Annotated in this window: 21 protein-coding genes and 1 pseudogene; 13 read left to right on the forward strand and 9 right to left on the reverse strand. The window is 61.0% G+C overall.

Features of this window, described 5'->3' with window-relative positions; all coding sequences use genetic code 11:
• Positions 1–107: 107 nt before the first annotated feature.
• The gene (locus tag M1D34_RS28835) at positions 108–308 is read right to left on the reverse strand and encodes a hypothetical protein (RefSeq protein WP_498784481.1); all 201 of its coding nucleotides are present in this window, start codon (positions 306–308) and stop codon (positions 108–110) included.
• Here M1D34_RS28835 and M1D34_RS28840 point away from each other — a divergent pair.
• A pseudogene (locus M1D34_RS28840) lies at positions 238–570 on the forward strand (ATP-binding protein); the annotation flags it as partial. The gene M1D34_RS28835 and the pseudogene M1D34_RS28840 sit on opposite strands and share 71 nt — an antisense overlap.
• Before the next feature lie 26 nt (positions 571–596).
• On the opposite strand, the gene M1D34_RS28845 reads toward M1D34_RS28840, so the two are convergent.
• The 3 genes from M1D34_RS28845 to M1D34_RS28855 all read right to left on the reverse strand — a co-directional run bounded on the left by M1D34_RS28845 (position 597) and on the right by M1D34_RS28855 (position 6,018).
• Positions 597–698 (reverse strand): recombinase family protein, encoded by a 102-nt coding sequence (locus M1D34_RS28845; protein ID WP_498784483.1) that lies wholly within the window; start codon positions 696–698, stop codon positions 597–599.
• Positions 699–1,798: 1,100 nt separating this feature from the next.
• The gene (locus M1D34_RS28850; RefSeq protein ID WP_498784485.1) at positions 1,799–4,909 is read right to left on the reverse strand and encodes an efflux RND transporter permease subunit; all 3,111 of its coding nucleotides are present in this window, start codon (positions 4,907–4,909) and stop codon (positions 1,799–1,801) included.
• Positions 4,909–6,018: an efflux RND transporter periplasmic adaptor subunit gene (locus M1D34_RS28855; protein ID WP_498784487.1), complete on the reverse strand. Its 1,110-nt coding sequence runs from the start codon at positions 6,016–6,018 to the stop codon at positions 4,909–4,911. The genes M1D34_RS28850 and M1D34_RS28855 overlap by 1 nt, the downstream gene beginning before the upstream one ends.
• 99 nt (positions 6,019–6,117) lie before the next feature.
• Between M1D34_RS28855 and M1D34_RS28860 the strand changes: the two genes are divergently transcribed.
• The 6 genes from M1D34_RS28860 to M1D34_RS28885 all read left to right on the forward strand — a co-directional run bounded on the left by M1D34_RS28860 (position 6,118) and on the right by M1D34_RS28885 (position 12,955).
• Positions 6,118–6,702: a TetR/AcrR family transcriptional regulator gene (locus M1D34_RS28860; RefSeq protein ID WP_498784489.1), complete on the forward strand. Its 585-nt coding sequence runs from the start codon at positions 6,118–6,120 to the stop codon at positions 6,700–6,702.
• Positions 6,703–6,877: 175 nt separating this feature from the next.
• Positions 6,878–8,158, forward strand: a complete 1,281-nt coding sequence (fabF, locus tag M1D34_RS28865; protein ID WP_498784491.1) for a beta-ketoacyl-ACP synthase II — start codon at positions 6,878–6,880, stop codon at positions 8,156–8,158.
• A gap of 85 nt (positions 8,159–8,243) precedes the next feature.
• Entirely contained in the window at positions 8,244–9,059 is an 816-nt protein-coding gene (locus tag M1D34_RS28870) for an oxidoreductase (RefSeq protein ID WP_498784492.1), read from the forward strand.
• A gap of 833 nt (positions 9,060–9,892) precedes the next feature.
• A complete protein-coding gene (locus tag M1D34_RS28875) occupies positions 9,893–11,185 on the forward strand; it encodes a CmpA/NrtA family ABC transporter substrate-binding protein (RefSeq protein WP_498784494.1) in 1,293 nt (430 codons plus the stop codon).
• Between the two features lie 62 nt (positions 11,186–11,247).
• On the forward strand, positions 11,248–12,141 hold the full coding sequence (ntrB, locus tag M1D34_RS28880; protein WP_498784496.1) for a nitrate ABC transporter permease: 894 nt from the start codon (positions 11,248–11,250) through the stop codon (positions 12,139–12,141).
• A 13-nt stretch (positions 12,142–12,154) separates the two neighbouring features.
• Positions 12,155–12,955: an ABC transporter ATP-binding protein gene (locus M1D34_RS28885; RefSeq protein ID WP_498784498.1), complete on the forward strand. Its 801-nt coding sequence runs from the start codon at positions 12,155–12,157 to the stop codon at positions 12,953–12,955.
• A 433-nt stretch (positions 12,956–13,388) separates the two neighbouring features.
• Here the strand turns inward: M1D34_RS28885 and M1D34_RS28890 are convergent, their stop codons facing one another.
• Complete coding sequence (locus M1D34_RS28890) at positions 13,389–14,291, reverse strand: LysR family transcriptional regulator (protein WP_498786278.1); 903 nt, start codon at positions 14,289–14,291, stop codon at positions 13,389–13,391.
• 111 nt (positions 14,292–14,402) lie between these two features.
• Here M1D34_RS28890 and M1D34_RS28895 point away from each other — a divergent pair, with 111 nt between their 5' ends.
• Complete coding sequence (locus M1D34_RS28895) at positions 14,403–15,272, forward strand: SDR family NAD(P)-dependent oxidoreductase (protein ID WP_498784500.1); 870 nt, start codon at positions 14,403–14,405, stop codon at positions 15,270–15,272.
• A gap of 397 nt (positions 15,273–15,669) precedes the next feature.
• On the opposite strand, the gene M1D34_RS28900 is transcribed toward M1D34_RS28895, so the two are convergent.
• From M1D34_RS28900 to M1D34_RS28915, 4 genes are all read right to left on the reverse strand, one after another.
• Entirely contained in the window at positions 15,670–16,596 is a 927-nt protein-coding gene (locus M1D34_RS28900) for an SRPBCC family protein (protein ID WP_498784502.1), read from the reverse strand.
• Positions 16,593–16,934: an ArsR/SmtB family transcription factor gene (locus M1D34_RS28905; protein ID WP_498784504.1), complete on the reverse strand. Its 342-nt coding sequence runs from the start codon at positions 16,932–16,934 to the stop codon at positions 16,593–16,595. Before M1D34_RS28905 ends, M1D34_RS28900 begins: the two co-directional genes overlap by 4 nt.
• Before the next feature lie 255 nt (positions 16,935–17,189).
• The gene (locus tag M1D34_RS28910; RefSeq protein ID WP_498784506.1) at positions 17,190–17,540 is read right to left on the reverse strand and encodes a hypothetical protein; all 351 of its coding nucleotides are present in this window, start codon (positions 17,538–17,540) and stop codon (positions 17,190–17,192) included.
• Positions 17,541–17,668: 128 nt separating this feature from the next.
• Positions 17,669–17,893, reverse strand: coding sequence for a hypothetical protein (locus tag M1D34_RS28915; RefSeq protein ID WP_498784508.1), 225 nt, complete (start codon positions 17,891–17,893; stop codon positions 17,669–17,671).
• Between the two features lie 157 nt (positions 17,894–18,050).
• Here M1D34_RS28915 and M1D34_RS28920 point away from each other — a divergent pair, with 157 nt between their 5' ends.
• From M1D34_RS28920 to M1D34_RS28940, 5 genes are all read left to right on the forward strand, one after another.
• Entirely contained in the window at positions 18,051–18,410 is a 360-nt protein-coding gene (locus tag M1D34_RS28920) for a YciI family protein (protein WP_498784510.1), read from the forward strand.
• 10 nt (positions 18,411–18,420) lie between these two features.
• On the forward strand, positions 18,421–18,780 hold the full coding sequence (locus tag M1D34_RS28925) for a YciI family protein (RefSeq protein WP_498784512.1): 360 nt from the start codon (positions 18,421–18,423) through the stop codon (positions 18,778–18,780).
• A 52-nt stretch (positions 18,781–18,832) separates the two neighbouring features.
• Positions 18,833–20,089, forward strand: coding sequence for an RNA polymerase sigma factor (locus tag M1D34_RS28930; RefSeq protein ID WP_498784514.1), 1,257 nt, complete (start codon positions 18,833–18,835; stop codon positions 20,087–20,089).
• 140 nt (positions 20,090–20,229) lie between these two features.
• Complete coding sequence (locus M1D34_RS28935) at positions 20,230–20,928, forward strand: hypothetical protein (RefSeq protein WP_498784516.1); 699 nt, start codon at positions 20,230–20,232, stop codon at positions 20,926–20,928.
• Positions 20,929–21,328: 400 nt separating this feature from the next.
• The gene (locus M1D34_RS28940) at positions 21,329–23,515 is read left to right on the forward strand and encodes a putative bifunctional diguanylate cyclase/phosphodiesterase (RefSeq protein WP_498784517.1); all 2,187 of its coding nucleotides are present in this window, start codon (positions 21,329–21,331) and stop codon (positions 23,513–23,515) included.
• The last annotated feature ends 295 nt before the right edge of the window (positions 23,516–23,810 follow it).

The raw sequence follows: 23,810 nt of genomic DNA on the forward strand, positions 1-23,810 counted from the left end.
AGTGAAACCTCAATTCGACGCTCGTGCAATGTTGCCCGCCTGAAACAGTTAGTATTTCTCCTGTCAACGACGCTAGGTGCGAGAGGCCAGGAAGATCGCGACGGGGCTCAAATCGGAGCGACGGCCGGGGCGCTTTCAAGAGGCGTAACGGCAAGGAGGTGGGCTTCCTGCTCACTTCCCTTCACACCGATCGCGCGCGCACCTTCGGTATCGAAGAAGCCGGCATGATCGCGTTCAGCCAAGGTCCACAGCGACGGCTCGCTCGACAACCAGTTGACGATGCTGGCTCGGCCGAAATTGCTGATCATCGACGAGCTCGGATATCTCCCCTCCGAGGCTATGCCACACACCTGTTCTTCCAGCTGGCTGCAGCGCGACAAACAGGGTGATCTCATCCAGATTGTCGCTCTATAAGCTGGCGTCCCGCCGCTACGCAAAGGAGTCGATCCTGATCACATCTAACCGCTCTGTTGGTGAATGGGGGGCGTATCTGGTGATCCCGTAGTGACCACGGCGATCCTGGATCGCTTACTTCACCATTCCACGGTGATCACCATCCGCAGTGACAGCGCCGCTCCGGACGGGACGCTCCCGGTTCAGCCTGAAAACTTCTCCTCAGCGCCAGCCGCCCTCAGCCGTTCAATCTGCGTCGTGTGGTCCTGTCCTGTCGAGCTAACCCGGGCGTAACCGATGATCATTAGGTGTCTCCATTCGTCTTAAGACAGAGAGGCGAATCACCCGCCCTCCTTCTCAATGATGCTTTGGCCCTCGGTGGTCACTCGGTCGGCAATGACGGAACGGAAGGGAACGCGCTCAGGTCGGCCGAAGGCAACGCGTCAGGGTCACCCTCTGGCGAAACCGAAGCGGTATCGGAGGTCTCCGCGCGTTCCTCTAGTCCGATGGGGGCCCCAGAAATTTGTTCCAAACATTTTGGTCAATGCGGCCACGCGCCAGACTCCTCCAGTCCCCGAAGGAGTTGCTGGTACGTCAGCGGTCGATCTCGCATCAGGTCGAGTAACTTCAACGCGGCAGCGATGCCCTCGGGACCCTTCGGGTCTCGTTCGTGCAAGGTGCACCAATCGCTCAGCACGTCGCGCATAACGGCAATGTCGTCTGGTCTGTAGCTGCCCTGAAACATCGTCGTGGCCCTCCCTGCCAGACCATAATTGATTCCAGAAGATCGGGGAGTTAGCAACGGACCTTAGTCCGCCGCTTCAAGCTCCCCTCAGGCGACCTTATGGCCACCTCGGGGGGAACCGAGTGGAGTCCCGTGCGTTCACGACCATCGACACGGAAAACTCGCATGCACGATCAAAGATATAGCGTGAAACGTGAGCAGGATGGGACCTGGACGGTCTTCGACGTCTTCACTGGGGAACCAGCGGTCTTAGGCCCCGACAAGCTCTCCTCGCAGCTCAGCCCTGAGGAGGCCGATGAGGTCGTCGGTCTGCTCAACCTTTTGGATGCTCTTAGGCGGGACATCTTAGAGCCCCCTCCGACGATCCATTAGGGAGGGTCTCTGCCTGTTCTCGATCGGCTGATCCTTCCAGATTTGTCTTAGACGGGGCGCCCTGACGTCGCCTGGGGGGAAACGCTAAGTAGGGCAGAAGCCCCAAGATTGAGGTCCCCCAGTCTTGCGCAACGTCTGATGCGGCGTGCAGGTGGCACAGTGCTCGTCGGCCTCGGCCTCCATGTTGCTTTTTCAACAGAGCTGAGGCGTGACTCCCAACAGCCCTGGCCCAGCCTCCCGTTAAAGCAAGTCGAGCGCGACTTGAATCGTCAGCCCCCGCGACAGATGCTACTCGGCAGCCAGTGCCGGTCGCAATTTCGCCTTCGCGGGCGGTTTTTCATGGAGCTCATCAGCGGTCGGCTTAATCCGGAACCACGCCGCATAGAGCGCCGGCAGGAAGAGCAGGATCAGCACCGTGCCGACCGCGGTGCCGCCGATCAGCGTATAGGCCATCGATCCCCAGAAGACGGAATGCGTGAGGGGAATGAAGGCCAGCACGGCGGCAAGTGCCGTCAGGATCACTGGCCTCGTGCGTTGCACCGTAGCCTCGATGACGGCGTGATAGTCGTCGAGGCCGGCAGCACGGTTCTCCTTGATCTGTTCGGTCAGGATCAACGTATTGCGCATCAGGATGCCGGCCAGTCCTATCATGCCCAGAATGGCGTTGAAACCGAAGGGCTGGTTAAAGGTGAGCAACATCGGCACGACGCCGACGAGGCCAAGCGGTGCCGTCAGCATGACCATGGCCATCGTCGAGAACGATCGCACCTGCAGCATGATGACGATCAGCATGGCGGCGATCATGGCCGGGAAGACCTTGCCGAGCGCGGTATTGGCCTTGGCTGCCTCCTCGATCGACCCGCCCATTTCGATCCGATAGCCGGCCGGAAGTGATGCGATCAGCGGCTGAAGGGCCGCCATGATCTGCATGGACACCTCCGGAGGCTGGGTCGCCTCGTTGATGTCCGAGCGGATCGTGATGACGGGTGTGCGATCACGGCGCTTCAAGATCGGCTCTTCCAGACGGATTTCCGAATGGCCAACCTGGTCGAGCGGTATCTGCCGGCCATCCCGGCTCATCAGCGAGAAATCCGCCAGACGCGCCGGGTCCAGGCGCTCGCCGCCGGCGCTGCGTGCCACGATGGGGACATTGCGGATGTCCTCGCGGACCTGCGTAACGGGGATGCCGGTGAGGAGGAATTGGAGTTGCTGGGCCGCTTCGGCCGACGAGAGGCCGATGAGGTTCAGTCGATCCTGATCCGGGACGAACCGGAGCACGGGCGTGCGATTGCCCCAGTCGCGGTTGGCCTGCCGCACATCCGGGACGCCCCGCATGATGTCGAGGGCCTTCTCGGAAATGCTGTAGAGTTGCACGGGATCAGGTCCCATGACCCGGAATTCGACGGGAAACGGCGTGTAGGGCCCGAACACAAGTTGGGTGACACGTACGTCGGCCTCGGGCGCGAGCCCTTGGGACACCGCCTCCCGGAGCCGGTGCTTCAATGCATCGCGCGCCTCCGCGTCCGGTGTCAGCACAACGATCTTGGCGAAGGCGGGATCGGGCAATTCCGGCGCCATTGCGAAAAAGAAGCGGGGAGCGCCCTGACCGACATAGCTCGTGACGATCTCAGCCTCGGGCTGGCCCTCCAGCCAACCTTCGAGCTTCTCGACTGTGGCAGTCGTCGTCTCAATGCTGGTGCCTTCCGGCAGGCGAACCTCTACGAGCACTTCGGGGCGGTCGGATGTCGGGAAGAACTGCTGTTTGAGGGAGCCCATGCCCACCACGGAAAGCGCGAAGGCGATGGCGACAATACCGGTGACTACGAACTTGTGCCGCACGGCAAAGGTGATAAGCCGCCGCAGGCGCCGATAGTTCGGTGTGTCGTAGATCGCGTGGTGACCGCCCTCGACCGGTTTGATCGCGGGCAGCATCTTGACGCCAAGATAAGGCGTGAAGATCACCGCGACGATCCACGAGACGATAAGGGCAAACCCGACGACCCAGAAGATGTTGCCGGCGTATTCGCCGGCCGTCGAGCGCGCGAAGCCCACCGGCAGGAACCCGGCGACCGTCACGAGTGTTCCCGACAGCATCGGCGCCGCGGTGTGGCTCCACGCATAGGCCGCCGCCTTGATGCGGTCCATGCCCTCTTCCATCTTCACCACCATCACCTCGATGGCGATGATGGCGTCGTCGACGAGAAGACCGAGCGCCAGGATGAGGGCACCCAGGGTGATGCGGTCGAAGAACCGGCCGGTTTCCAGCATGATGAGGAAGACGACGGCAAGCGTCAGCGGAACGGCGGCCGCCACGACGATGCCGACGCGCCAACCCATGCTGATCAGGGCGATCAGCAGCACCACGCCGAGCGCCATCGCGAACTTCATCATGAATTCGTCAACCGCGGAGGTGATGTTGACGGCTTGATCGCTCACCTTGTCGAGCGTCATCCCCAGCGGCAGCGTCTGCGCGATAGCCGCAGTCCTATCCTCCAGCGCTTTGCCGAGCGCGAGACCGTCCCAGCCCTCCTGCATAACGGCCGCCAGCATGATGGTGGGCTCCCCCTGGCGGCGGATGAGGTAGGTGGGTGGATCCTCGTAACCACGCCGGACCTCGGCGATGTCGGAGAGCTTCAGCGTCCGCCCCGAAGCCACGATCGGCGTGTCGGCGATCGCCTGCACGCTGTCATAAGCGCCGTCGACCCGGATGAAGACCCGCGGTCCCTGGGTATCGATGGAGCCCGCCGGCGTGACGGTGTTCTGCCGCTGCAACGCGGCAACGATGTCCTGAGCAGAAACGCCGAGGGTTGCCAGCTTGGCATAGGAGAACTCGACGAATATCCGTTCAGGACGTTCTCCGAGGATGTTGATTTTCTTGACGCCGGGCACGTGCAGGAGTTCCTGGCGGATCACCTCGGCCTTCCTGGCCAATTCACGCATCGCCATGCCGCTGGCCTTGAGTGCATAAAGGGCGAAGCTCACATCCGAATATTCATCATTGACGAAGGGGCCGAAGACGCCGGGCGGCAGGTTGCGGGCTTCATCTCCGAGCTTCTTGCGGGCTTGGTAAAACTCCTCCTCAACGGCGGATGGCGGCGTGTCGTCCCTCAGCGTGACCGTCATATAGGCATAGCCCGACCGTGTGGTTGTCTCCACCCGGTCGTACCAGGTCAGTTCCTGAAGCCGTTTCTCCAACGGTTCGGCGACGAGGTCTTGCATCTCGCGTGCTGTCGCACCCGGCCATGCTGTCGTGACCGTCATGGTCTTGATGGTGAAATTGGGATCCTCCGCCCGCCCGAGCATGACGAAGGCGTAGGCGCCGGCCGCCACTACCAAGAGGATAAAGAACAGGGTGACGGCGCGTTCGCGAACGGCGATCGCTGAGAGATTGAAATTCATCACTTGCCCCCGCTTTCGGACGCAGTCCTGACGATTGCGCCCTCCTGCAGGAGATGAGCGCCGAGCGAAACAATCGGATCGCCGGAGTTCAGTCCGGAGATCAAGGCGGTCTCGCTGGTCACACGAACAAGCTTGACAGGTCGAAAGTGTACGGTCGAGGTGGCGCTGTCCAAGACCCAAACGCCGGTCTTCTCGCCGTTGTCGAGCACGGCTCCCAGCGGCACCTGGACTTCCGGCTGACTACTCCGGCTTGCAAGCCGGATGGTCACCGTGGCCCCAAGCGGTGCTGTTGCCGCCTCGCCGTCGAGCACGTAGCGGGCCTCATAGGTACGCGTCTGGGGATCGGCTGAGTCCGACAACTGCCTAAGATGTGCTTTATAGCGGCGTTCGTCGTTTCCGTACAGGTTGGCCACGGCCATCGAGCCGATGGCGGGCCGGGTGGTTTCGGGGAGCGCGATCACCGCTTCGCGGGGGCCGGATTCAGCAATCCGGATTACGGTCTGGCCGGCGGAAACGACCTGTCCCGGCTCACCGAGCGTTTCGACCACCGTTCCATCCGCGCCCGCAACCAATACAGAATAGGTCGCTTCGTTCTCCGCAACCCGGGCTTCAGCTTCAGCGGCGGCAAGCTGCGCCGTCGCAGTGTCCAGCGTGGCCTTCGCCTGCTCGTAGCGCTGAGGCGTTGCAGCCAATCCGTTCTTTACCAGAACTGCATAGCGGCTCTCGTCCGCGCTCGCCTGAACCAGGACAGCGCGTGCCGCGGCTACAGCGTTGCGTCTTGCCGTGAGCGCAAGCCGCAGATCAGTCTCATCGATGCGCATAAGGAGCTGGCCCGCCTTGACGCTTTGCCCGGCATCAACGAGGCGCTGAATAATCTTGCCCGGTACGCGAAAACCAAGATTGCTCTGCACTCGGGCGGCGACTGTACCTGTGAAGGCACGCTCTGCTCTTTGCGGTGACTTAGCCTGCACCAGTCTCACCAGTGGAGGCGCGACACGTGGATCTGCCGCCTCCGCATCCTGTCCGGGTGCTTCGAAAACGAACGCGAACGCTGCGCCTCCGGCCGCAGCCACAAGTCCGATCGATGCGAAAAGATACTTGCGGTTCATTTCAAATGACCCTTGTTGCCGGGAGCCGCCTCTATTAGATTGCGATCTAAATCTAACAGTGCTATAGATGTCAAGTGAAATCTAAAAAGGGAGTCGTTTATGAGAGTCAGTCGCGCACAGGCGGAAGCAAATCGCGAAGCGGTCATCAACGTGGCGAGCCGGCTTTTTCGGGAGCACGGCTTTGATGGCATCGGGCTGAAGGATCTGATGAAGGGCGCCGGCCTGACCCAAGGTGCTTTCTACAAGCAGTTCGAATCCAAGGACGATCTTGCGGCGCTGGCGTCCAGGCGAGCGATGGAGCACGCGACCCGCAGATGGTCGGCTGTTGCTGGCGCAAGCCCTGATCCCCTCGAAGGCGTTATCAAGCTTTACCTTTCCACCGGGCATCGCGGAGAGAAGGGCGATGGTTGCCCACTGGTTGCGCTTGGCGCCGATGCGGCGCGACAAGGCGAGGAAGTGAGAGCCCCTTTCCAGGAGGGCATCCAAGCTCATCTTGAAATGCTCGACGAGTTGATCCCGGAGGTCGAAGGCCCGAAAACCTACAGCAGGGCCATGGCGATGCTGTCGCTCATGGTGGGTGCCGTGACGATCTCTCGCATCGTGAATGATGAAGAGATGTCGCAGCGCTTTCTCGGAGCAGCAGCCGAGGAAGTTCGGCGGATTGCCCGCTCCGACGGAAAATGAGACGGCCTCCCGCGTAATGGATGCGGGCGAATTGCCTTTGCCGAAACTCCGTGACTTCGCCGCCCACGCGTGGTGCTGAACTCAGCCGCGGCTTTTGAATACGCGGTGAGCGCAATCGGGCGTCTCACGGCGCGATTGCGCGGCCGGATCGAACAAAATGACGACTGGAGACAACATGCGTCGTATCGTTATTACAGGGATGGGAGCAGTCAGCCCCCTCGGAGCCAATGCGGCGACTTCCTGGTCTAGGCTCTTGTCTGGCCGCTCGGGCATCCGACGACTTTCGGACGATGTGGTCGGAGACCTGCCGGCGAAGATCGGCGGAGTCGTTCCCTCCCTGGAAGAAGATGCGGAGGCTGGCTTCGATCCTGACAAGGTTTTTGCTCCGAAGGACCAGCGCAAAGTGGACCGATTCATTCTCTTCGCGCTGAAGGCGGCCGAAGAGGCGCTTGCTCATGCAAGATGGAGGCCGGCCTCGGAAGCGGATCAAGCCCGCACCGCAACAATCATCGCCTCGGGCATCGGCGGGTTCCCCGCCATAACGGAAGCGGTGCGAACGGCCGACCAGCGCGGGGTCAGACGTCTTTCACCGTTCACGGTGCCATCCTTCCTGGTGAACTTGGCAGCGGGACAGATCTCCATCCGCTACGGCTTCAAAGGTCCGCTGGGTGCACCGGTAACGGCGTGCGCGGCCGGCATTCAGGCCATCGGTGACGCGGCTCGCCTTATCCGCGCGAATGAAGCCGACATCGCGGTTTGCGGCGGAACGGAAGCGTGCATGAACATCGTCAGCCTCGGTGGTTTTGCCGCGGCCCGCTCCCTTTCGACGGATTTCAACGAAACACCTGATCGGGCCTCCCGCCCCTTCGACATGTTGCGTGACGGCTTCGTCATGGGCGAAGGAGCAGGCATCCTGGTCATCGAGGCATTGAGCCACGCGCTTGCGCGCGGCGCCAAACCGCTCGCCGAACTCGTCGGCTACGGCACGACGGCGGACGCCCATCACGTAACTTCCGGTCCCGAGGACGGCGACGGTGCGCGCCGCGCTATGGAGATCGCGATTGCCCAAGCCGGAATTTCGGCGCGTGAGATTCGCCACCTCAATGCGCATGCGACCTCCACGCCAGTCGGCGACCTCGGAGAAATCGCGGCGATCAAGAGGGTCTTCGGCGCAGATTTCAGCGTGACTGTCAGCGGAACGAAGTCGGCCACCGGACACCTGCTCGGAGCTGCCGGAGGGCTTGAAGCGATCTTCACGATTCTTGCACTCAGGGATCAGGTGGCGCCGCCGACGCTCAACTTGAGCGCTCCTGATCCGGCCGGCGACGGGATCGACTTCGTTGCAAACCAGGCCCGGCCGACGGAGATGGAGTACGCGATCTCCAACGGCTTTGGCTTCGGAGGTGTCAACGCCAGCGCCGTGTTCAGACGATGGACCGACAAGATTGCCGCCTGAGACACTGAAGCTTGTTGGGCAGCATGAACGAGAGCGCGTGCGCTATTTCCAAACGAAATCCAGCATAGGGAAGGAAGTGAGTTCCATGAACAAAGCCAATCTTGGCGTCGCTCTGGTGACGGGGGCATCCACCGGCATCGGGCGCGCAACCGCCAGAGCCCTTCAGCGCGCGGGCTTTCGCGTCTTCGGGACCAGCCGTCGCGCGGCCACCGAAAGATCTGACGGCGTCACCATGCTGACCTGTGACGTGACCGATGACGCATCCGTGGCAAAACTCGTAGAAGAGGTGCTAGCGGAGACAGGGCGCATCGACCTGCTCGTCAATAATGCCGGCCAGGGACTGCTCGGCGGCGCAGAGGAGTCCTCAACTGCCCAGGCTCAGGCACTGTTCGACGTGAACGTCTTCGGCGTGCTTCGCATGACCAACGCGGTCTTGCCAACAATGCGCGGTCAAGGGGCGGGCAGGATCATCAATATCAGCTCCATCCTGGGGCTGATCCCGTCTCCCTACAATGCTCTCTATGCATCCACCAAGCATGCCGTCGAAGGCTATTCCGAATCGCTCGATCATGAGCTGCGGACTTTCGGAATTCGGGTGGCGCTGGTCGAGCCCGGCTTTACCCGCACAGCGTTCGAAGAGAACTTAACCGGGCCCGATCGCTCGCTTGCTGTCTACGACGCGGTGCGCGCTGACATGGAAGCACAGATGCGCAAGAGCGTCGGAAAAGGCGACGAGCCGGAGGTCGTGGCAGAGACCGTTGTCAAAGCCGCAATAGCCAAGGCGCCGAGAAGACGCTACACCGCGGGAAAACTGGCCGGCCAAGTTCGCTTGCTGCGCCGTTTCGTCCCCGAATCCGCTTTCGACAAGAGCTTGCGCAAGCAGGCCGGGCTGCCGGCCTGACGTCGACAATATGCGCGAGGCAAGAAGGGCCTCTGGGGTTGGGAGCCTGGCACTGCGCATTGCACGGCACTGACAACAAACGAGTTGAATTGGGCACTGCAATCGCCGATCGGTCGACTTCGGGGGCGACAGTTCCCGTCGATAGATTGTGCAATCCAGATCCTAGAACGGGAGTATTCTCGCGGTGAGCCGCGCACCCAAACCGGCAGCAATCATTCGTCGACAGCCGGCCGCAATTTCCGGTGATGGGCGCAAAGTTGTTCTTTCAGAATGCAAAATCCGCTTAGTTGCGGAACACCCGGTTAACTGCAGGCGTAACGAATGCCACGCCTGAGGACGTGGAACTGCTGCTCGAGCGCGACGTTGCGCGCCGCGCGAGCATTGTCGATTACGTCAGCTCAAACTGTGTCGTGGTTCAGCGAGCGCTCGAGAGGCGCTGAACCGGTGTCCTGAGAGCTTCACAGGATCGCTCACGACATTTCAACGGCACCGCCGTTTTTCTACGCGGGATGACCGACCTAACTGTACTGCAGCGCACAATATTTCATCGTAATTTGCTAATGTTCATTTTTTGGGCAGTACTTGGAACTTCCCTTTTTCTTTAGATTCAAAGCGATATCGCGGCCGCCTAGAACTGGCATGGGCCTTGCTTTTCCATCATTGCTTCGATCAACGGCGATAGAAGCGAGCTCAGGCGCCGATAGCGCCTGCCAAGGACACCGACGTCGCAAGGTCCTTGCCTCCAAGGGTTTCCTCCCAACCCAGGAGCGCAATGCCCAAGCGGCGTTTTTTTGTCGGCTTTCGACCGGCCAACACATTGAGGGAACGTACGCATGAAAAAGACTTTGTTCGGCGGCCTGACCCGCCGCAGCGTGCTGAAGACGACCGCGACGGCCGCCATAGTCGGCGCAGCGAAAACGCTTTTGCCCTCTGGGGCCTTCGCCCAGGGCGCCGGCCCCGAGACCGCGAAGGCCATCCTCGGCTTCATCGCGCTGACCGATTCCGCCCCGCTGATTATCGCTAAAGAGAAGGGTTTGTTCGACAAGTACGGCATGACCGAGGTCGAGGTGGTGAAGCAGGCCTCCTGGGGCACGACCCGCGACAATCTGGTGCTCGGCTCGGCCGGCGCCGGTATAGACGGCGCCCATATCCTGACGCCGATGCCCTACCTCATCTCGACCGGCAAGGTGACGCAGAACAACCAGCCGCTGCCGATGGCAATCCTCGCCCGCCTCAATCTCGATGCCCAGGCGATTTCAATTGGTGCTGCCTATGCCGACCTGAAGGTCGGCCTTGACGCCTCGGTGCTCAAGGACGCCTTTGCGAAGAAAAAGGCCGAGGGCGCCGCGGCGAAGGTCGCTATGACATTCCCGGGCGGCACGCACGACCTCTGGATCCGCTACTGGCTCGCCGCCGGCGGCATCGACCCGGACAAGGACGTCGAGACCATCGTCGTCCCTCCTCCGCAGATGGTCGCCAACATGAAGGTCGGCACCATGGACTGTTTCTGCGTCGGCGAGCCCTGGAACGAGCAGCTCGTCAACCAGAAGATCGGCTTCACCGCCGTTAACACCGCCGAGATCTGGGCGAAGCACCCCGAGAAATCCTTCGCCATGCGTGCCGACTGGGTCGAGAAGAACCCGCGGGCTGCCAAGGCCCTGTTGATGGCGGTCGAGGAAGCCGCTCAATGGTGCGACGACATGGCGAACAAGGAAGAACTTGCCAAAATCGTCGGCAAGCGCAGCTGGTTCAATGTGCCGCCGAAGGACATCGTCGACCGGCTCAAGGGCGAATATGACTACGGCAACGGCAAAATCGTGGAGAGCAGCCCGCATTTCATGAAGTTTTGGCGCGACCACGCTTCCTACCCCTTCCAGAGCCACGATGCCTGGTTCCTTACCGAGAACATCCGCTGGGGTAAGCTAGCACCGGATACGGACATCAAGGCCCTGATCGCCAAAGTCAATCGAGAGGACATCTGGCGCGAGGCGGCAAAGGACCTTGGCGTCGCCGACATCCCGGCCTCGACCTCGCGCGGTCCGGAGACGTTCTTCGACGGCAAGGTTTTCGATCCCGCTAATCCCGAGGCGTACCTGAAGAGCCTGACAATCAGCCGCATCGCGTGATGCCGAAATGGCAGCCGGGTCGCTGCCCGGCTGCCTTCGATTGTAACCCGTAGGAGAACGGCATGTCCGTCACTAATCTCGAGATCAAGCCGCAGGCGTCGCCGCAGTCATCCGCTCAAGTCATCGCTCTCGGGCACACGGCGAGCCCCGGCATCGATCGGCGGCTATCGCACTTTGCCGCTCAAGCTGTCGCGAATCTCTTGCCGCTGCTCTTTACGCTGACGCTCTTCATCCTCGCTTGGCAGCTCGTCTGTTCGTCGCCGGAGTCCAGCCTGCCGGCTCCGACGCGCGTCCTCGAGGAGAGCTGGGAACTGATCGCGCATCCCTTCTACACCGGCCAGGGTGTCGATCAGGGGCTGTTCTGGCACATCTTCGCCAGCTTGCAGCGCGTCGCGCTCGGCTATGCCTTGGCCGCCGCTGCCGGCGTGGCGCTCGGCACGCTCGTCGGCCAGAGCGCGCTGGCGATGCGCGGCCTCGATCCGATCTTCCAGGTGCTGCGCACCGTGCCGCCGCTCGCCTGGCTGCCGCTTTCGCTCGCCGCCTTCCAAGACGGCAATCCCTCGGCGATCTTCGTCATCTTCATCACGGCGATCTGGCCGATCATCATCAATACCGCGGTCGGCATCCGCAACATTCCACAGGACTACCAGAACGTCGCAAAGGTGCTGCGGCTGAACGGACTCGAATATTTCCAAAAGATTATGCTGCCGGCAGCCGCGCCTTACATCTTCACGGGCCTACGGATCGGCATCGGCCTCTCCTGGCTCGCGATCGTCGCCGCCGAGATGCTGATTGGCGGCGTCGGCATCGGCTTCTTCATCTGGGATGCGTGGAACTCGTCGCTGATCAGCGACATCATCGTGGCGCTCATCTATGTCGGCATTGTCGGCTTTCTCCTCGACCGCCTCATCGCACTCATCGGCCGCTTCGTCACCCGCGGCACTGCAAACGCTTAAATAGGGAAGCCTGATGACCAAGAGCTATCTTTCACTTGAACTCCTGGACAAGAGCTTCGAACGCGGCGGAATGCGCACCGAGGTTCTCAAACAGGTCTCACTTACAGTCGACAAGGGTGAATTCATCTCGATCATCGGCCATTCTGGCTGCGGCAAGTCGACCCTGCTTAACATCGTCGCTGGGCTGACACAGGCGACAACCGGCGTCGTGCTCCTCGACGGCAAGGTGGTCGACGAACCTGGACCCGACCGCGCCGTCGTCTTCCAGAACCACTCGCTGCTGCCGTGGCTGACGGTCTACGAAAACGTCCGGTTGGCCGTCGACAAGGTGTTTTCGAGAACCCGCAACAAGGGCGAACGCCATGAATGGACGATGCGCAACCTCGAGCTAGTGCAGATGGCGCATGCCGCCGAGAAGCACCCCTCAGAGGTCTCCGGCGGCATGAAGCAGCGCGTCGGCATCGCCCGGGCGCTTGCCATGGAACCGAAGGTGCTGCTTCTCGACGAGCCCTTCGGGGCGCTCGACGCGTTGACCCGCGCGCATCTGCAGGACCAGGTCATGCAGATCCACGCGACACTCGGCAATACGGTGCTGATGATCACGCATGACGTCGACGAAGCGGTCCTGCTTTCCGACCGCATCGTCATGATGACCAATGGACCCTCTGCACGAGTCGGTGAAATCCTCGACGTGCCGCTCGCGCGTCCACGTCGGCGCATTGAGCTCGCCTCCGATCGAACCTACCTAATATGTCGCGAAGCGGTGCTGAAGTTCCTCTACGAACGCCACCGCTTCGTCGAAGCTGCAGAGTGATGCGCGAACCGAAGCCGATCTCAGTAAAGGCTGTCATCAGCGGCCATGTTCTGCAGCTTGCGGTACCAATGGTTGCGACGTCGCCTTGCCCTGCCCTGCAACCTCCAACAGCGCGGCGGTTTGGGTCAGTTTTGCGTGGCGGGTCGAAGGCTTCCTTCCGGCTCCAATCGGGGTTGATCCAGCCGCGCTGCGAACTTCGATGGAGCGAGCTAAGGTCCGCTTGTCGGCGCAAAACAAACCCGAGCCGAGCAGCCGCCAGCAGTCGGCTCTCCGGTTTCGACCGAACGGCTTCATTCGCGGAGAGGGCCGCGCCTTATCCCCCCGCCTTTAAGGGATTCGAATTTGACCACGTCCTAGAATGGCGCTGGCCTTCTACGCAGCGGCGTCGCACGTTTAATCCCCCAAGAAGGACAGCTCAGTAGTACGCTGCTGTTTACCGAGCCGGGCGCAGCACGTGTCTGGCTATATCAATAAAGGCGCGCAACTTCGGTTGCGTCTGCGCTCGCTGAGGGAAGTAAAGGAAAAGGCCCGGCGTCGTCGGGAGAAAAGCTTCGAGAAGTCGAACAAGCTGGCCGTCATCCACCTCAGTCTCAACCGCGAGATCCGCGACATAGGCGAGACCGAGACCTGCACACGCCCACGAAACAAGCAACGCGCCGTCGTTCACGATCAGGTTGCCGGGCGGATCGACGGAGAAGGCGCGGCCGTCCCGCTCGAACTCCCACCTGTAGACGGCGCCCGAACGCGGGAATCGGTAGCGAATTGCATCGTGAGCCGTCAGGTCGTGCGGTGTCTGCGGCGTACTGCGCTTGGCGAGGTAGGCTGGACTCGCCACGACCGACCAAGTGATGTCCCGCGTAAGACGCACGGCGACCATATCGCGCTCGATATATTCACCAATGCGGATGCCCGCATCGAAGCCGCGCCCAGGCATGTCGATCGTCGCATCATCAACCGCGATCTCGATCGAGACTTTGGGGTGAGCGCGCCTCAAAGCGGGAACAACGGGTTCGATGATAAGCGGCACCGCCATTCGGGGTACGGTCAGCCGCAGCAATCCCGTGGGCTCGTCCGCTGCGGCCGCATCTTCGATAGCGGCGATGATCTCGGCCGCAGCCGGATTGACGCGCGCCAGCAGGGCCGCACCCGCCTCCGTCAGGCCGATACGCCTCGTGGTACGCACGAACAAGGGCGTGCCGAGCCTTTCCTCGAGAGCCTTTACCGCTTGGCTCACGGCCGCCGGCGACACATCCAGCCGCGCCGCGGCCGCGGTGAAGCTGCCGGCTTCTGCCGCCGCAAGAAAAGCCGAAAGGCCGGAAAAGGAATCCGATCGCAAACCCATGTGTCGATTATAAACCGGAAGTTTAAAATCTTGAAAGCTGACCCGTATTTTTCCGGCGAATGCTCTCGGTTAGCCTTTGCGAATTGATGACTGAGGAGACGAGACATGAACGACGAGGTCAAATTCGCCACGATGATGCTTCCCCGGCGGCAGCTTATCGCGGGCACTTTTGCTGCCGGCGCCGCGGGCATCGGTCTCACGGCGTCACCTGCGTGGGCGCAGACCCCTGGTATGCTGGAGGGAAAAGTCGCAATTGTTACCGGTGGCACGTCCGGCATCGGCGCGATCACTGCCGGCGCCCTTGCGCGGGCCGGCGCCAAGGTCGCGTTCAACGGCCGGCGGGACGCACTCGGGCGAGAGGTGGAGGGCCGCCTTCGCGCGGCTGGCGGCGACGTTGTCTACATCAGATCGGATGTACGGAATGCGTCCCAAGTGGAACGCTTCGTAGCCGAGACGATCGAGCGTTACGGCCGTCTTGATATTGCCTTCAATAATGCCGGCATTGACCTGCCACCAGCATCAATCGCCGACACCGACATCGCCGGCTTCGACGACCAGATCGCCACCAATCTGCGCGGGGTCTTTCTCTCGATGAAATACGAACTGCCGCATCTCGTGCAATCGGGAGGCGCGATGATCAACACCGCCTCGATCGGGGGCCGCCACGCTTTCCCGAACATAGTCGCCTACGGGGCTTCAAAGGCCGCCGTCATCCATATGACCCGCGCCGCGGCCCAGGAATATGGGCAGCACGTGCGTATCAACGCCATCGCACCCGGGCCGATCGAGACGCCAATGCTGGACCGCGTGCGGCGCGACTGGAAGTTGACCACCGAGCAACTCGTTGCCCCCTATCCCATGCGCCGCGTCGGCACTCCGGAGGAGGTAGCGTCGGTGGTACTTTTCCTCGCCAGTGACGCCAGTTCGTACTTAAGTGGACATGTCATCGGGATCGACGGTGGGGATCTTGCCTAGTCTCGCGGGCGGCGGCGATCGATTGAGGCCGCGGCCGGCCTCACGGCCATACTCACGTGGTCGCCTTGGGTGCCCCCATGCAAGTCTAGCGGCGCAATTGGGCCGGCCTCACCTCAGATCGCTCGAAGTGATACATTATGCCATCTTTGCCAGAACGAGAACATCCTCCCGACAAGTCGTGCACAGGGCTCGTGACGAACGGCTTCCCTGTGACCCTCGTTTGCGGGGGTGCAGCCAGCGTTGATGACTTTGAGGAGACCTCGCTCTCCTCAAAGGTTAAATGACCGCTTCGCGCCGCTTACCCGCCCTTCGCGCGAAGCGGGCCGCTCCCAAACCCGCCGCTGGAATTTGGCTCGCCTACTTCGGCCAGCCCATTCCGTTGGGAAGCCATAGCTTCTCACCGGGATGCGACGAAGCGCTCAAGTTTGCCCAGAGTTTGCAGCCCGAGTTCCACAGCACCGAAGCCCTTCGCCTCTTGGAACTCGGCAGCCGTGCTAAAGATCATGCCTAGCGTCACCTTCGTGCATCCGCCGTGATCCTCGAACGAGGCCCAGGCGTCGGCATGTTTCGGCCCATTCTCGCCCCAAAGAAGCGTGTAGCCGATCCTTTCATAGGCCCGGACCTCACCGTAACGATGGTGGTTCGGGTAGACCGTACCATCCGCCGCAATCATGTCGAAGACCCATTCGCCGCCCGTTCGCAGATCTATCCGCGTCGTCCGGCAGGAGAACCCGTCCGGTCCCCACCATTGCGGCAGCGTTTCGGGATTCATCCACGCACCCCAGACCAGGGTTCGCGGTGCCTGTATCACGCGCTCCAGTACCATTGTCCGCTCAGCCGCGCCCGCGAGATTGTCCAGCCCCGCGGCAAAGCCCTGCCGATATCCCGCCTCCATATTCTCGGCCAGCGAGGAAAGTTGTACCGTCACGACCAGCCGACTGCGCTCGTCCGTGCCTGAGAAATCCGAAGTCACCAGCGCGGCCGATTGCGTCACGCCCCCGGACGAAATCACCTCGTAATTCACGCTGCGCAGCGCAGGCTGCAATTCCAGCCAACCGACCTCGCAGCGGATATTTGGCTGCCCCTCCACCTTGCAGAGCGAGACCTCGCGTCCGCCCACCTTACTGTCGGCCTCCAGAAACTCCACGGTGACCGAGGGCGTGGGTGCAGCCCAAACCGCCCGCGCGGCCGGGGCTGTCCAGGCCTGCCACAGCACCGATAACGGCGCGGCCACGTCCCGCTCGAAGGCCAGCATCGCAAAACGGTCCTTCCTGTCATCTGGTGCCGTGCGGGCCATACTGCTTGAATTCGGGCTCCGTGTCATTTTGCGCGCTCCCTCATCACATTCATCACAAATGCGTCCAGCCGATCGAGCCGGGCTTCCCAGACGGCCCGCTGTTCATCCAGCCATGTCCGCACCGGGTCCAGTGCCTCCGGCACGATGGCGCAGGTACGTATCCGCCCATTCTTGGAGGTGGAGATCAACCCTGCCTCCTCCAGCACGGAAAGGTGCCGCATCACCGTGGGCAGACGCAGTCCCGTGGGACCGGCCAAATCCGTGACCCGCGCGGAATCTTCGGCGAGTCGAGTCAGGATTGACCGACGGGTCGGGTCGGCGAGAGCGTGGAAGAGTAGCGAAAGATCAGTATCATGCTTAGCCATAAAGCTAACTATCATCAGCACTATTGGCGACGCAAGAGAAAACTTCGTCAATCCGCTAAGTTTCTCGCTAAGCTTGTCAGGTCGCTAGACAAGTCCCCTTTCGTTGCAGGACCGCTGGAAAGGTCAGCGCAACGATGCTCGCACCGAACCGCGCAATCGAAGAACCAAATCCTGATGCTGCCTGTCGGCTTGCGCCCACAAACACGTCGCTCAGCGGTCGGCCTGACAACAACAGCTCCTGGTGTATCTTGCCCGTTACGTCACGCAATTCCGGGGCACGCATGCGACTTCATATCGGTTGCATCCGGACCGCTCATCCAAGGTCGTCCGGTAGAAGAGATGGACATGAACACCGCGCCGGCAGGCACGCTCAATCGCCGTTGTGATACGCTCACGGTTTTCGCGTCCATTTTCATCGTCCGCAGGTGCGATGAATGTCGAGAGGACAAACAGATCGTTCCGCTCCGCATTAGCTATTGTTTCGTAGCGCCTCCACGCCAACAACCAAGCCATCAGGATCAAACGTTGTCCGGAAAGCATCAGGGTCCGGCCGGTGAAGTACTTCAGCGCCGGAACGTTTCCAGTTTCAAGAATTTCGCTCGACATTCCTTCGAGCTCGTCGCACGATCCCCCGGGAAAGCGAGCACGACGCACGCCACTCCGACGTCCAGCTTCTCGGCCGCGTTCAGCCGTATCACGGTCCGCGGCCTTCGGTGGTTGCAAGTTCGACTGTGTTACCAGGCTCGAAACTCTGCCGAAGATGTCGTTCTTTGACGGATGGGCGACCCTGACTCTCCCCGACCGGTTATTTCAAGCGCGATGAAGGTTGCTGCAAGAATCGGCAGGAAAGCACAGAGGCGCAGGAGTACCCGGCGACTCTCCACATGATCGAAGTTCTGGCATCTTTCATCGCGTGGCGCAAAGATCTGTTTTGCAAGAACGACTTCAACAATATTCATGGCCGCCACTCCTCTTTGCACTGACGGCCTCTGGTCGAACGCGGGTGGCGAAGTTCGACACCCGGTCATCAGAATTCAAAAAAATTTCTCCCTCGCTGTCGAAATATGCCTAGCCTGCTCGTCTACCGGCTGTCGAAACAAGAGGAGGACACCCATCATGAAGTATCTCTGCTTGGTCTGGTGCGAGGAAGGAAAGTTCGAGACGTTGTCGAAAGTGGAACGGGAACAGATCGACCGCGATTCCCTTGCCTACGACCAGGACCTCGTCAGAAGCGGCCATATGATTGCGGCGGAAGCCCTGCAACCGCCGGCGAACTCGGTGGTGGTACGTGTGCGCCGTTCCGAGATTTCCATGACAGATGGCCCTTTCGCCGAATCCAAGGAACAGATCGGCGGCTTCATCCTGATCGAGGCACGAGACTTGAACGATGCGATCCGCATCGCGGCAGGAATTCCCCTCGCCAAGCTCGGCAGCATAGAGGTGCGGCCGGTTTATGACTTTGGTAAAGAGATTTAAGGAGAAGGCGATGAACTATCTCTGCCAGATTTGGTTCGAGACTTCGACAATCCGGGAACTGTCGGAGGAAGAACAGCAAAAGCTCACTGACGACTGCAGGGCCTACGACGACAGCCTGACCGAAAGCGGTCATCTGGTCCTCGCACAGGCCCTCCGGGCGCCGGCGACGGCAAAGACCGTGCGCATGAGCGACGGCAAAATCTCGGTGACCGACGGACCTTTCGCCGAGATAAAGGAACACCTCGGCGGCGTCATCCTCATCGATGCCGAGGATATGGAGGAGGCTCTTCGCATTGCGAGCCGTTCCCCGCTCGCAAGATTCGCGGCACTTGAGGTGCGGCCGGCCTATTCCATCAAGGAACAAACCTAAATCGCGCCTTGTGCGCAGGTCGACAGTGACGAGCCGGAATGAAGGTGATCTCTTGCAGAAGCTGATCGAGGACATCTACCGCTCACAATCACGCAAGGTGTTGGCGACACTCATCCGCCTGCTCGGCGATTTCGACCGGGCGGAGGAGGCGCTGCATGATGCCTTTGCCGAAGCGACGCGGAAATGGCCAAGAGATGGAGTTCCCGGGAACCCGTTCGCGTGGCTGATATCGACGGGGCGCTTCCGGGCTATCGATCATCTGAGAAGGCGGTCTCGCTTCGAGGCCGCGCTTACGGATATCGAGGACAGCCTTTATCCGGCGAGCGATGCGGAGTCCGGCGATATGAGTCTCATCGAAGACGACATGCTCCGGCTGATCTTCACCTGCTGTCACCCGATGATTCCGGCGGACGCGCAGATTGCGATGTCTCTTCGGGAAATATGTGGGCTGACGACTGAGGAAATTGCCCATGCTTTCCTGATCCCCGCACCGACGGTCGCGCAAAGGATCGTGCGAGCAAAGAACCGGATCCGCGTAGCCGCAATCCCTTACGAGGTGCCGGACAAGACCGAACTTCCGGGTCGCCTCGAGCGGGTCTTGCATGTGATCTATCTGGTGTTCAACGAGGGCTACTCGGCGTCCTTCGGTGCGGGAATCGTCAGGGCGGATTTGACCAGCGAGGCTATTCGTCTTTGTCGGACGCTCTTGGCCCTGCTTCCGGACCCTGAGGTCTCGGGACTGCTTGCGCTGATGCTGCTGCAGGATTCGCGGCGGGCGGCGCGACGGAGCGCGTCGGGCGAGTTGGTCCTGCTTGCCGATCAGGACCACTCCCTCTGGGACGGTGAGATGATTGGGGAAGGGTTAGCCCTAATTGACGCCGCGACGCTTGGTGGAACGGCTGGGTACTATACGCTGCAGGCGGCTATCGCCGCCGAACATGCCCGCGCGCGAACGGCCGGAGAAACCGACTGGCACCATATCGTCCAACTTTACGATCTGCTTCTGCTTGCCCGGCCCTCTTCGATCATCGAACTCAACCGTTCTGTCGCCGTTGCCATGTGCGAAGGACCGGCGGCAGGCCTGGCGATCGTCGACGCAATCCTGTCCAGGGGTGAACTGCGGGACTATCATCTCGCGCACGCGGCTCGCGCCGATTTCCTGCGCCAGCTCAAGCGTTTGCCCGATGCCCGCCGAGCGTACGAACACGCACTCGAACTATGCCGGCAAGCACCGGAGAAGGCCTTTATTCGCAAGAGGATCTCCGAGTTCGCGCGCGAACCCTTAGATCATCTTGGAGGCGATTTGTAGAATCGACCGTCCACCCAACCGTTGATCCCGCGTATCGTCCTCACGGTCGGGCTCAGCGCCGAGGTCAAACTTCCTGCAGGTCTCTTCGGGTTGGGCGGCTTCGTCAAACAGCGTCGGCTCGACAGTCTGAAGCTGACGCCATGTGCGAACCGGACCCGAACGAGCGCTCCGAAGCGCGACTATGCGCCGAAGCCTCGCGAAAAATGCATCCCAGCCGATTGAAAGCGGAACATTACCCATATCAGCCGATTTGGGCGCTGCGCTTTCGCGCGCCAACAAGAAGGACAATGCAGATGGCACACAAATATCTTCTAGTCGCCGCCATTTCCCTCGCAATGGCATCTGCGGCCATCGCTCAAAGCAGTTCGGGTTCGTCATCGGGCAGCACATCGGGCACTTCGGGTACATCGGGCACGTCCGGAAATACCTCCGCCACCACATCCGGAGGTAGCTCTGGCACGCCAGGGATGATGGAGATGAACGAAGCGGAAAGGAACACCACGTCGAACTGGCCAGAGTCAATTCGCAATGCCCTGTTCTCTGATGCCACTGGGTCGACTTTGCGCAGTCAGGATGAGCTCAAAGCGAACTGGTCGAAGCTCACAGCCGAACAGCAGGACCGGATCAAGCAGGATTGCAACACGATGCAAACCGCGTCGACAGCGGGAAGCGGCAGCACATCAGGTGACGCGAGCGGTTCGACAGCCGGAAGCACGCCATCCGGAGAAACCACTGCAAGTACCACAACCGGATCGACATCGCCTGGCTCAGCCGCTGGCACAACGGGCGCCGACAGCATGACGATCGCGCAGCTCTGCACCATGGTGAAAACAATGTAAGGGCGGCCAATGCCGGGTCGCGGGGGGTGATGCTCCCGCGACACGGCAAATTTTGCGATCAGGGTTCGACCACAGAGTGTTGTCAAAGTCTTGCAACAACCGCTTTCCGCGCCGATTCGTCCAGCTAGAACAGAGATAGGCAGCTGCTTCAGGATGTCGCGAGTAGCGGGGGCTCCTTCGCAAGAGAAATGCGGCTTTCTCCTTCCATATCGGCGCGCTGATCACCGCAGAAGCCCTTCCGCTTGAAGGCAGACCCCTCCCCCGTGGAAGCACGTTAAGCCTCCATTAGCGTAGCAGCATGTACGTTCACGACGCAGCGCGCCGCGGGCATGATGCCTCCTGCTTCCCCGGGCTGACGGACCGAGGAATTCTTTCAATAATCCCCCGCAGGTATCATCCCATGCACAGGAATACACTCTCGGAAAGCCGCCAGACACAGCTACTGGTGCTGCTTGTCGCTGCTGTGTTCATCTTGGTCGCAGCCGCACTCGCAGGATTGGTTGCGGGCTCGATCGCTACCCTCACGACGACGGCCGATGGCATCGATGACCAAAGAGCCCTGCAAGCCACGTCGGGAGCGGTGCAGGCGCTTCGCAAGCAGATGGCGGCAACCTTGCGCGACAACGCGTACTGGGACGATGCCTATGCCGAGGTGAACGCCGACACGCGCGCCGACTGGATTATCGAAAACTGGGCGTCGACCTCCGCCGACTACCCTCTTTATGACACCGCCATCGTTGTCGATAGCCGGAATCTGCCGGTTGTCGCGTACCGCAAAGGCGTTCCGATGGACGTCATGCCCAGCGAATTTGTTGACGAGTTCCAAGCATTGCTCGACGCGGCGAGACGGGTGAGGACGGCCGACGAGGTTCCTGTGCATTTCGCACGCTCCTCCGCCGGAACCGAACTTATCGGCGCGGCCGCGATCCAACCGTTCAAAAGCGATGAGTCGCTCGACCCGCGAGATTTCTATGTGCTCGTATTCGCCAAGCTGATTACCCCGGCCGTCGTGGCCGAGGTGTCCAACAGTTTCGCAATTGCGGACCTGCGTCTTGAATTGAAGCCTGCTGCGGGACGATTGGCCGTTCCATTGAAAGGTGTGTCGTCCAAGGATATCGCCTATTTCACCTGGCCCTCGATGGCCCCAGGCACAAAAAGCTACGAGAAGGTCGACGGCGATCTACGAACCGCAGGCGCGATTTTGGTCCTGTTTCTCTGCTCCATCGGATTTGCGGGTGGCATAACGGTTCGCAATCTGCGCAAGAGCGAACACGCTTCGCGACATCGCGCCCTGCATGATCCTCTGACGGGTCTCTTGAACCGCGCAGGACTACTTGAAAACGCTGCAGCTGTTTTCAACTGGGTGCGACTGAACGGGAAGCAGGTGAAGCTCCATTTCATCGATCTGGACGGATTTAAGGCGGTCAATGACGCCTGGGGGCACGCGGTTGGAGACGCCCTCATTGTCTCAGTTGCCCACCGGCTGCGCGACGCCTTGCCCGATGACGCATTTGCTGCTCGCTTGGGCGGTGACGAATTCGCGGTTGTGACCATCAACGAACTTGGTGCTGAGCTTGTCCCAGGCTTCGGCGGGCGGCTCCAAGAAGCCTTGGCGAGCGTATTCGAGATTGACGGACGGTCGATCGAGATCGGCTGTAGCATTGGCGTCGCGGTATCCGCGCTCGGCTCGGTGCAGATCAATGAACTCATGCGCCGCGCCGACATCGCACTTTACCGTGCGAAAAATCTCGGCCGCGGCATGACCATCGACTTCGACAACAGCTTTGACGATGACGCCCTCCAACAGGCGGAACTAGAGAGCCAGTTGCGCACTACGCTGTTGACGGGCGGCATATCGGTTCTATTCCAACCACTAATCGATGCTCGCTCCGGCGCGGTGACCGGCGTGGAAGCGCTAGCACGCTGGCGCAGGGAGGATGGCATCGAAATCGGTCCCGATGTGTTCATCCAGATCGCTGAGCGCGCCGGCATGATTGATTTTCTCGGCATGCAGGTATTGACGAAGTCGCTGAACGCCGCCGCGGCGTGGCCGGCGCTCAATCTCGGAGTTAACATTTCACCGCTGCAGCTTAAGAACCCGCGATTCGTCGAGCAGGTCACAGCCGCAATCAAAACTGCGGATTTTGACCCCCACCGACTGACGATCGAGGTGACGGAGGGTGTGCTAATTTCCAATCCAGATCAGGCGCGGCGCGCAATCGACGGGTTGAAGAAGATCGGCGTCAAAGTTGCGTTGGACGATTTCGGTGCCGGGTATGCCAGCATCGGATCACTCCGGCGTTTTGGGTTCGACCGGATGAAAGTGGATCGCTCGCTGGTGGCGGCGCTGGAAGTCGATCAAAATGCCGGCGCCGTCCTTCAGGCAACTGTGGCCCTCGCCAATGCGCTGCAGATCCCTGTCACGGCCGAGGGCATCGAGACGGAACAGCAGGCGACGGCCGTGCGGCTGTCGGGTTGCGACCAACTTCAGGGATACCTCTTCAGTCGACCGGTGAGTGCCGACGAAGTTACGGCAATCTATTGCGCAACCGAGGCGAGCTGCAGCGCGAGCCACAGCAGTCGATGACCTCTTAGGTCAATCGCGGCTGGTATGCGGCCTTTGGCCGGGGTCGCATCGCTATTGTTTGCCGCGGCTGCAAAGGAGCCCTTGGCACATGGACCCTCAATCAACCGGGTTCTTCGGCCGGGAATTGCCGTCTTACGAGGAGCGTGCAACGAAGTGCGTTCGCCGAGTGCTCCGACTGCTGGGCGTTGATGCGTTACGAAGTGCGGTCACGAGCTGTGCAGGGCGTCTGAGACGCCCGGTGCAAGTGAAGAGGAGTGAAGGGAACGGTTGCGCGAACGAAGAGCAGCATCCGTCG

It is taken from the genome of Ensifer sp. D2-11 (assembly GCF_054161295.1).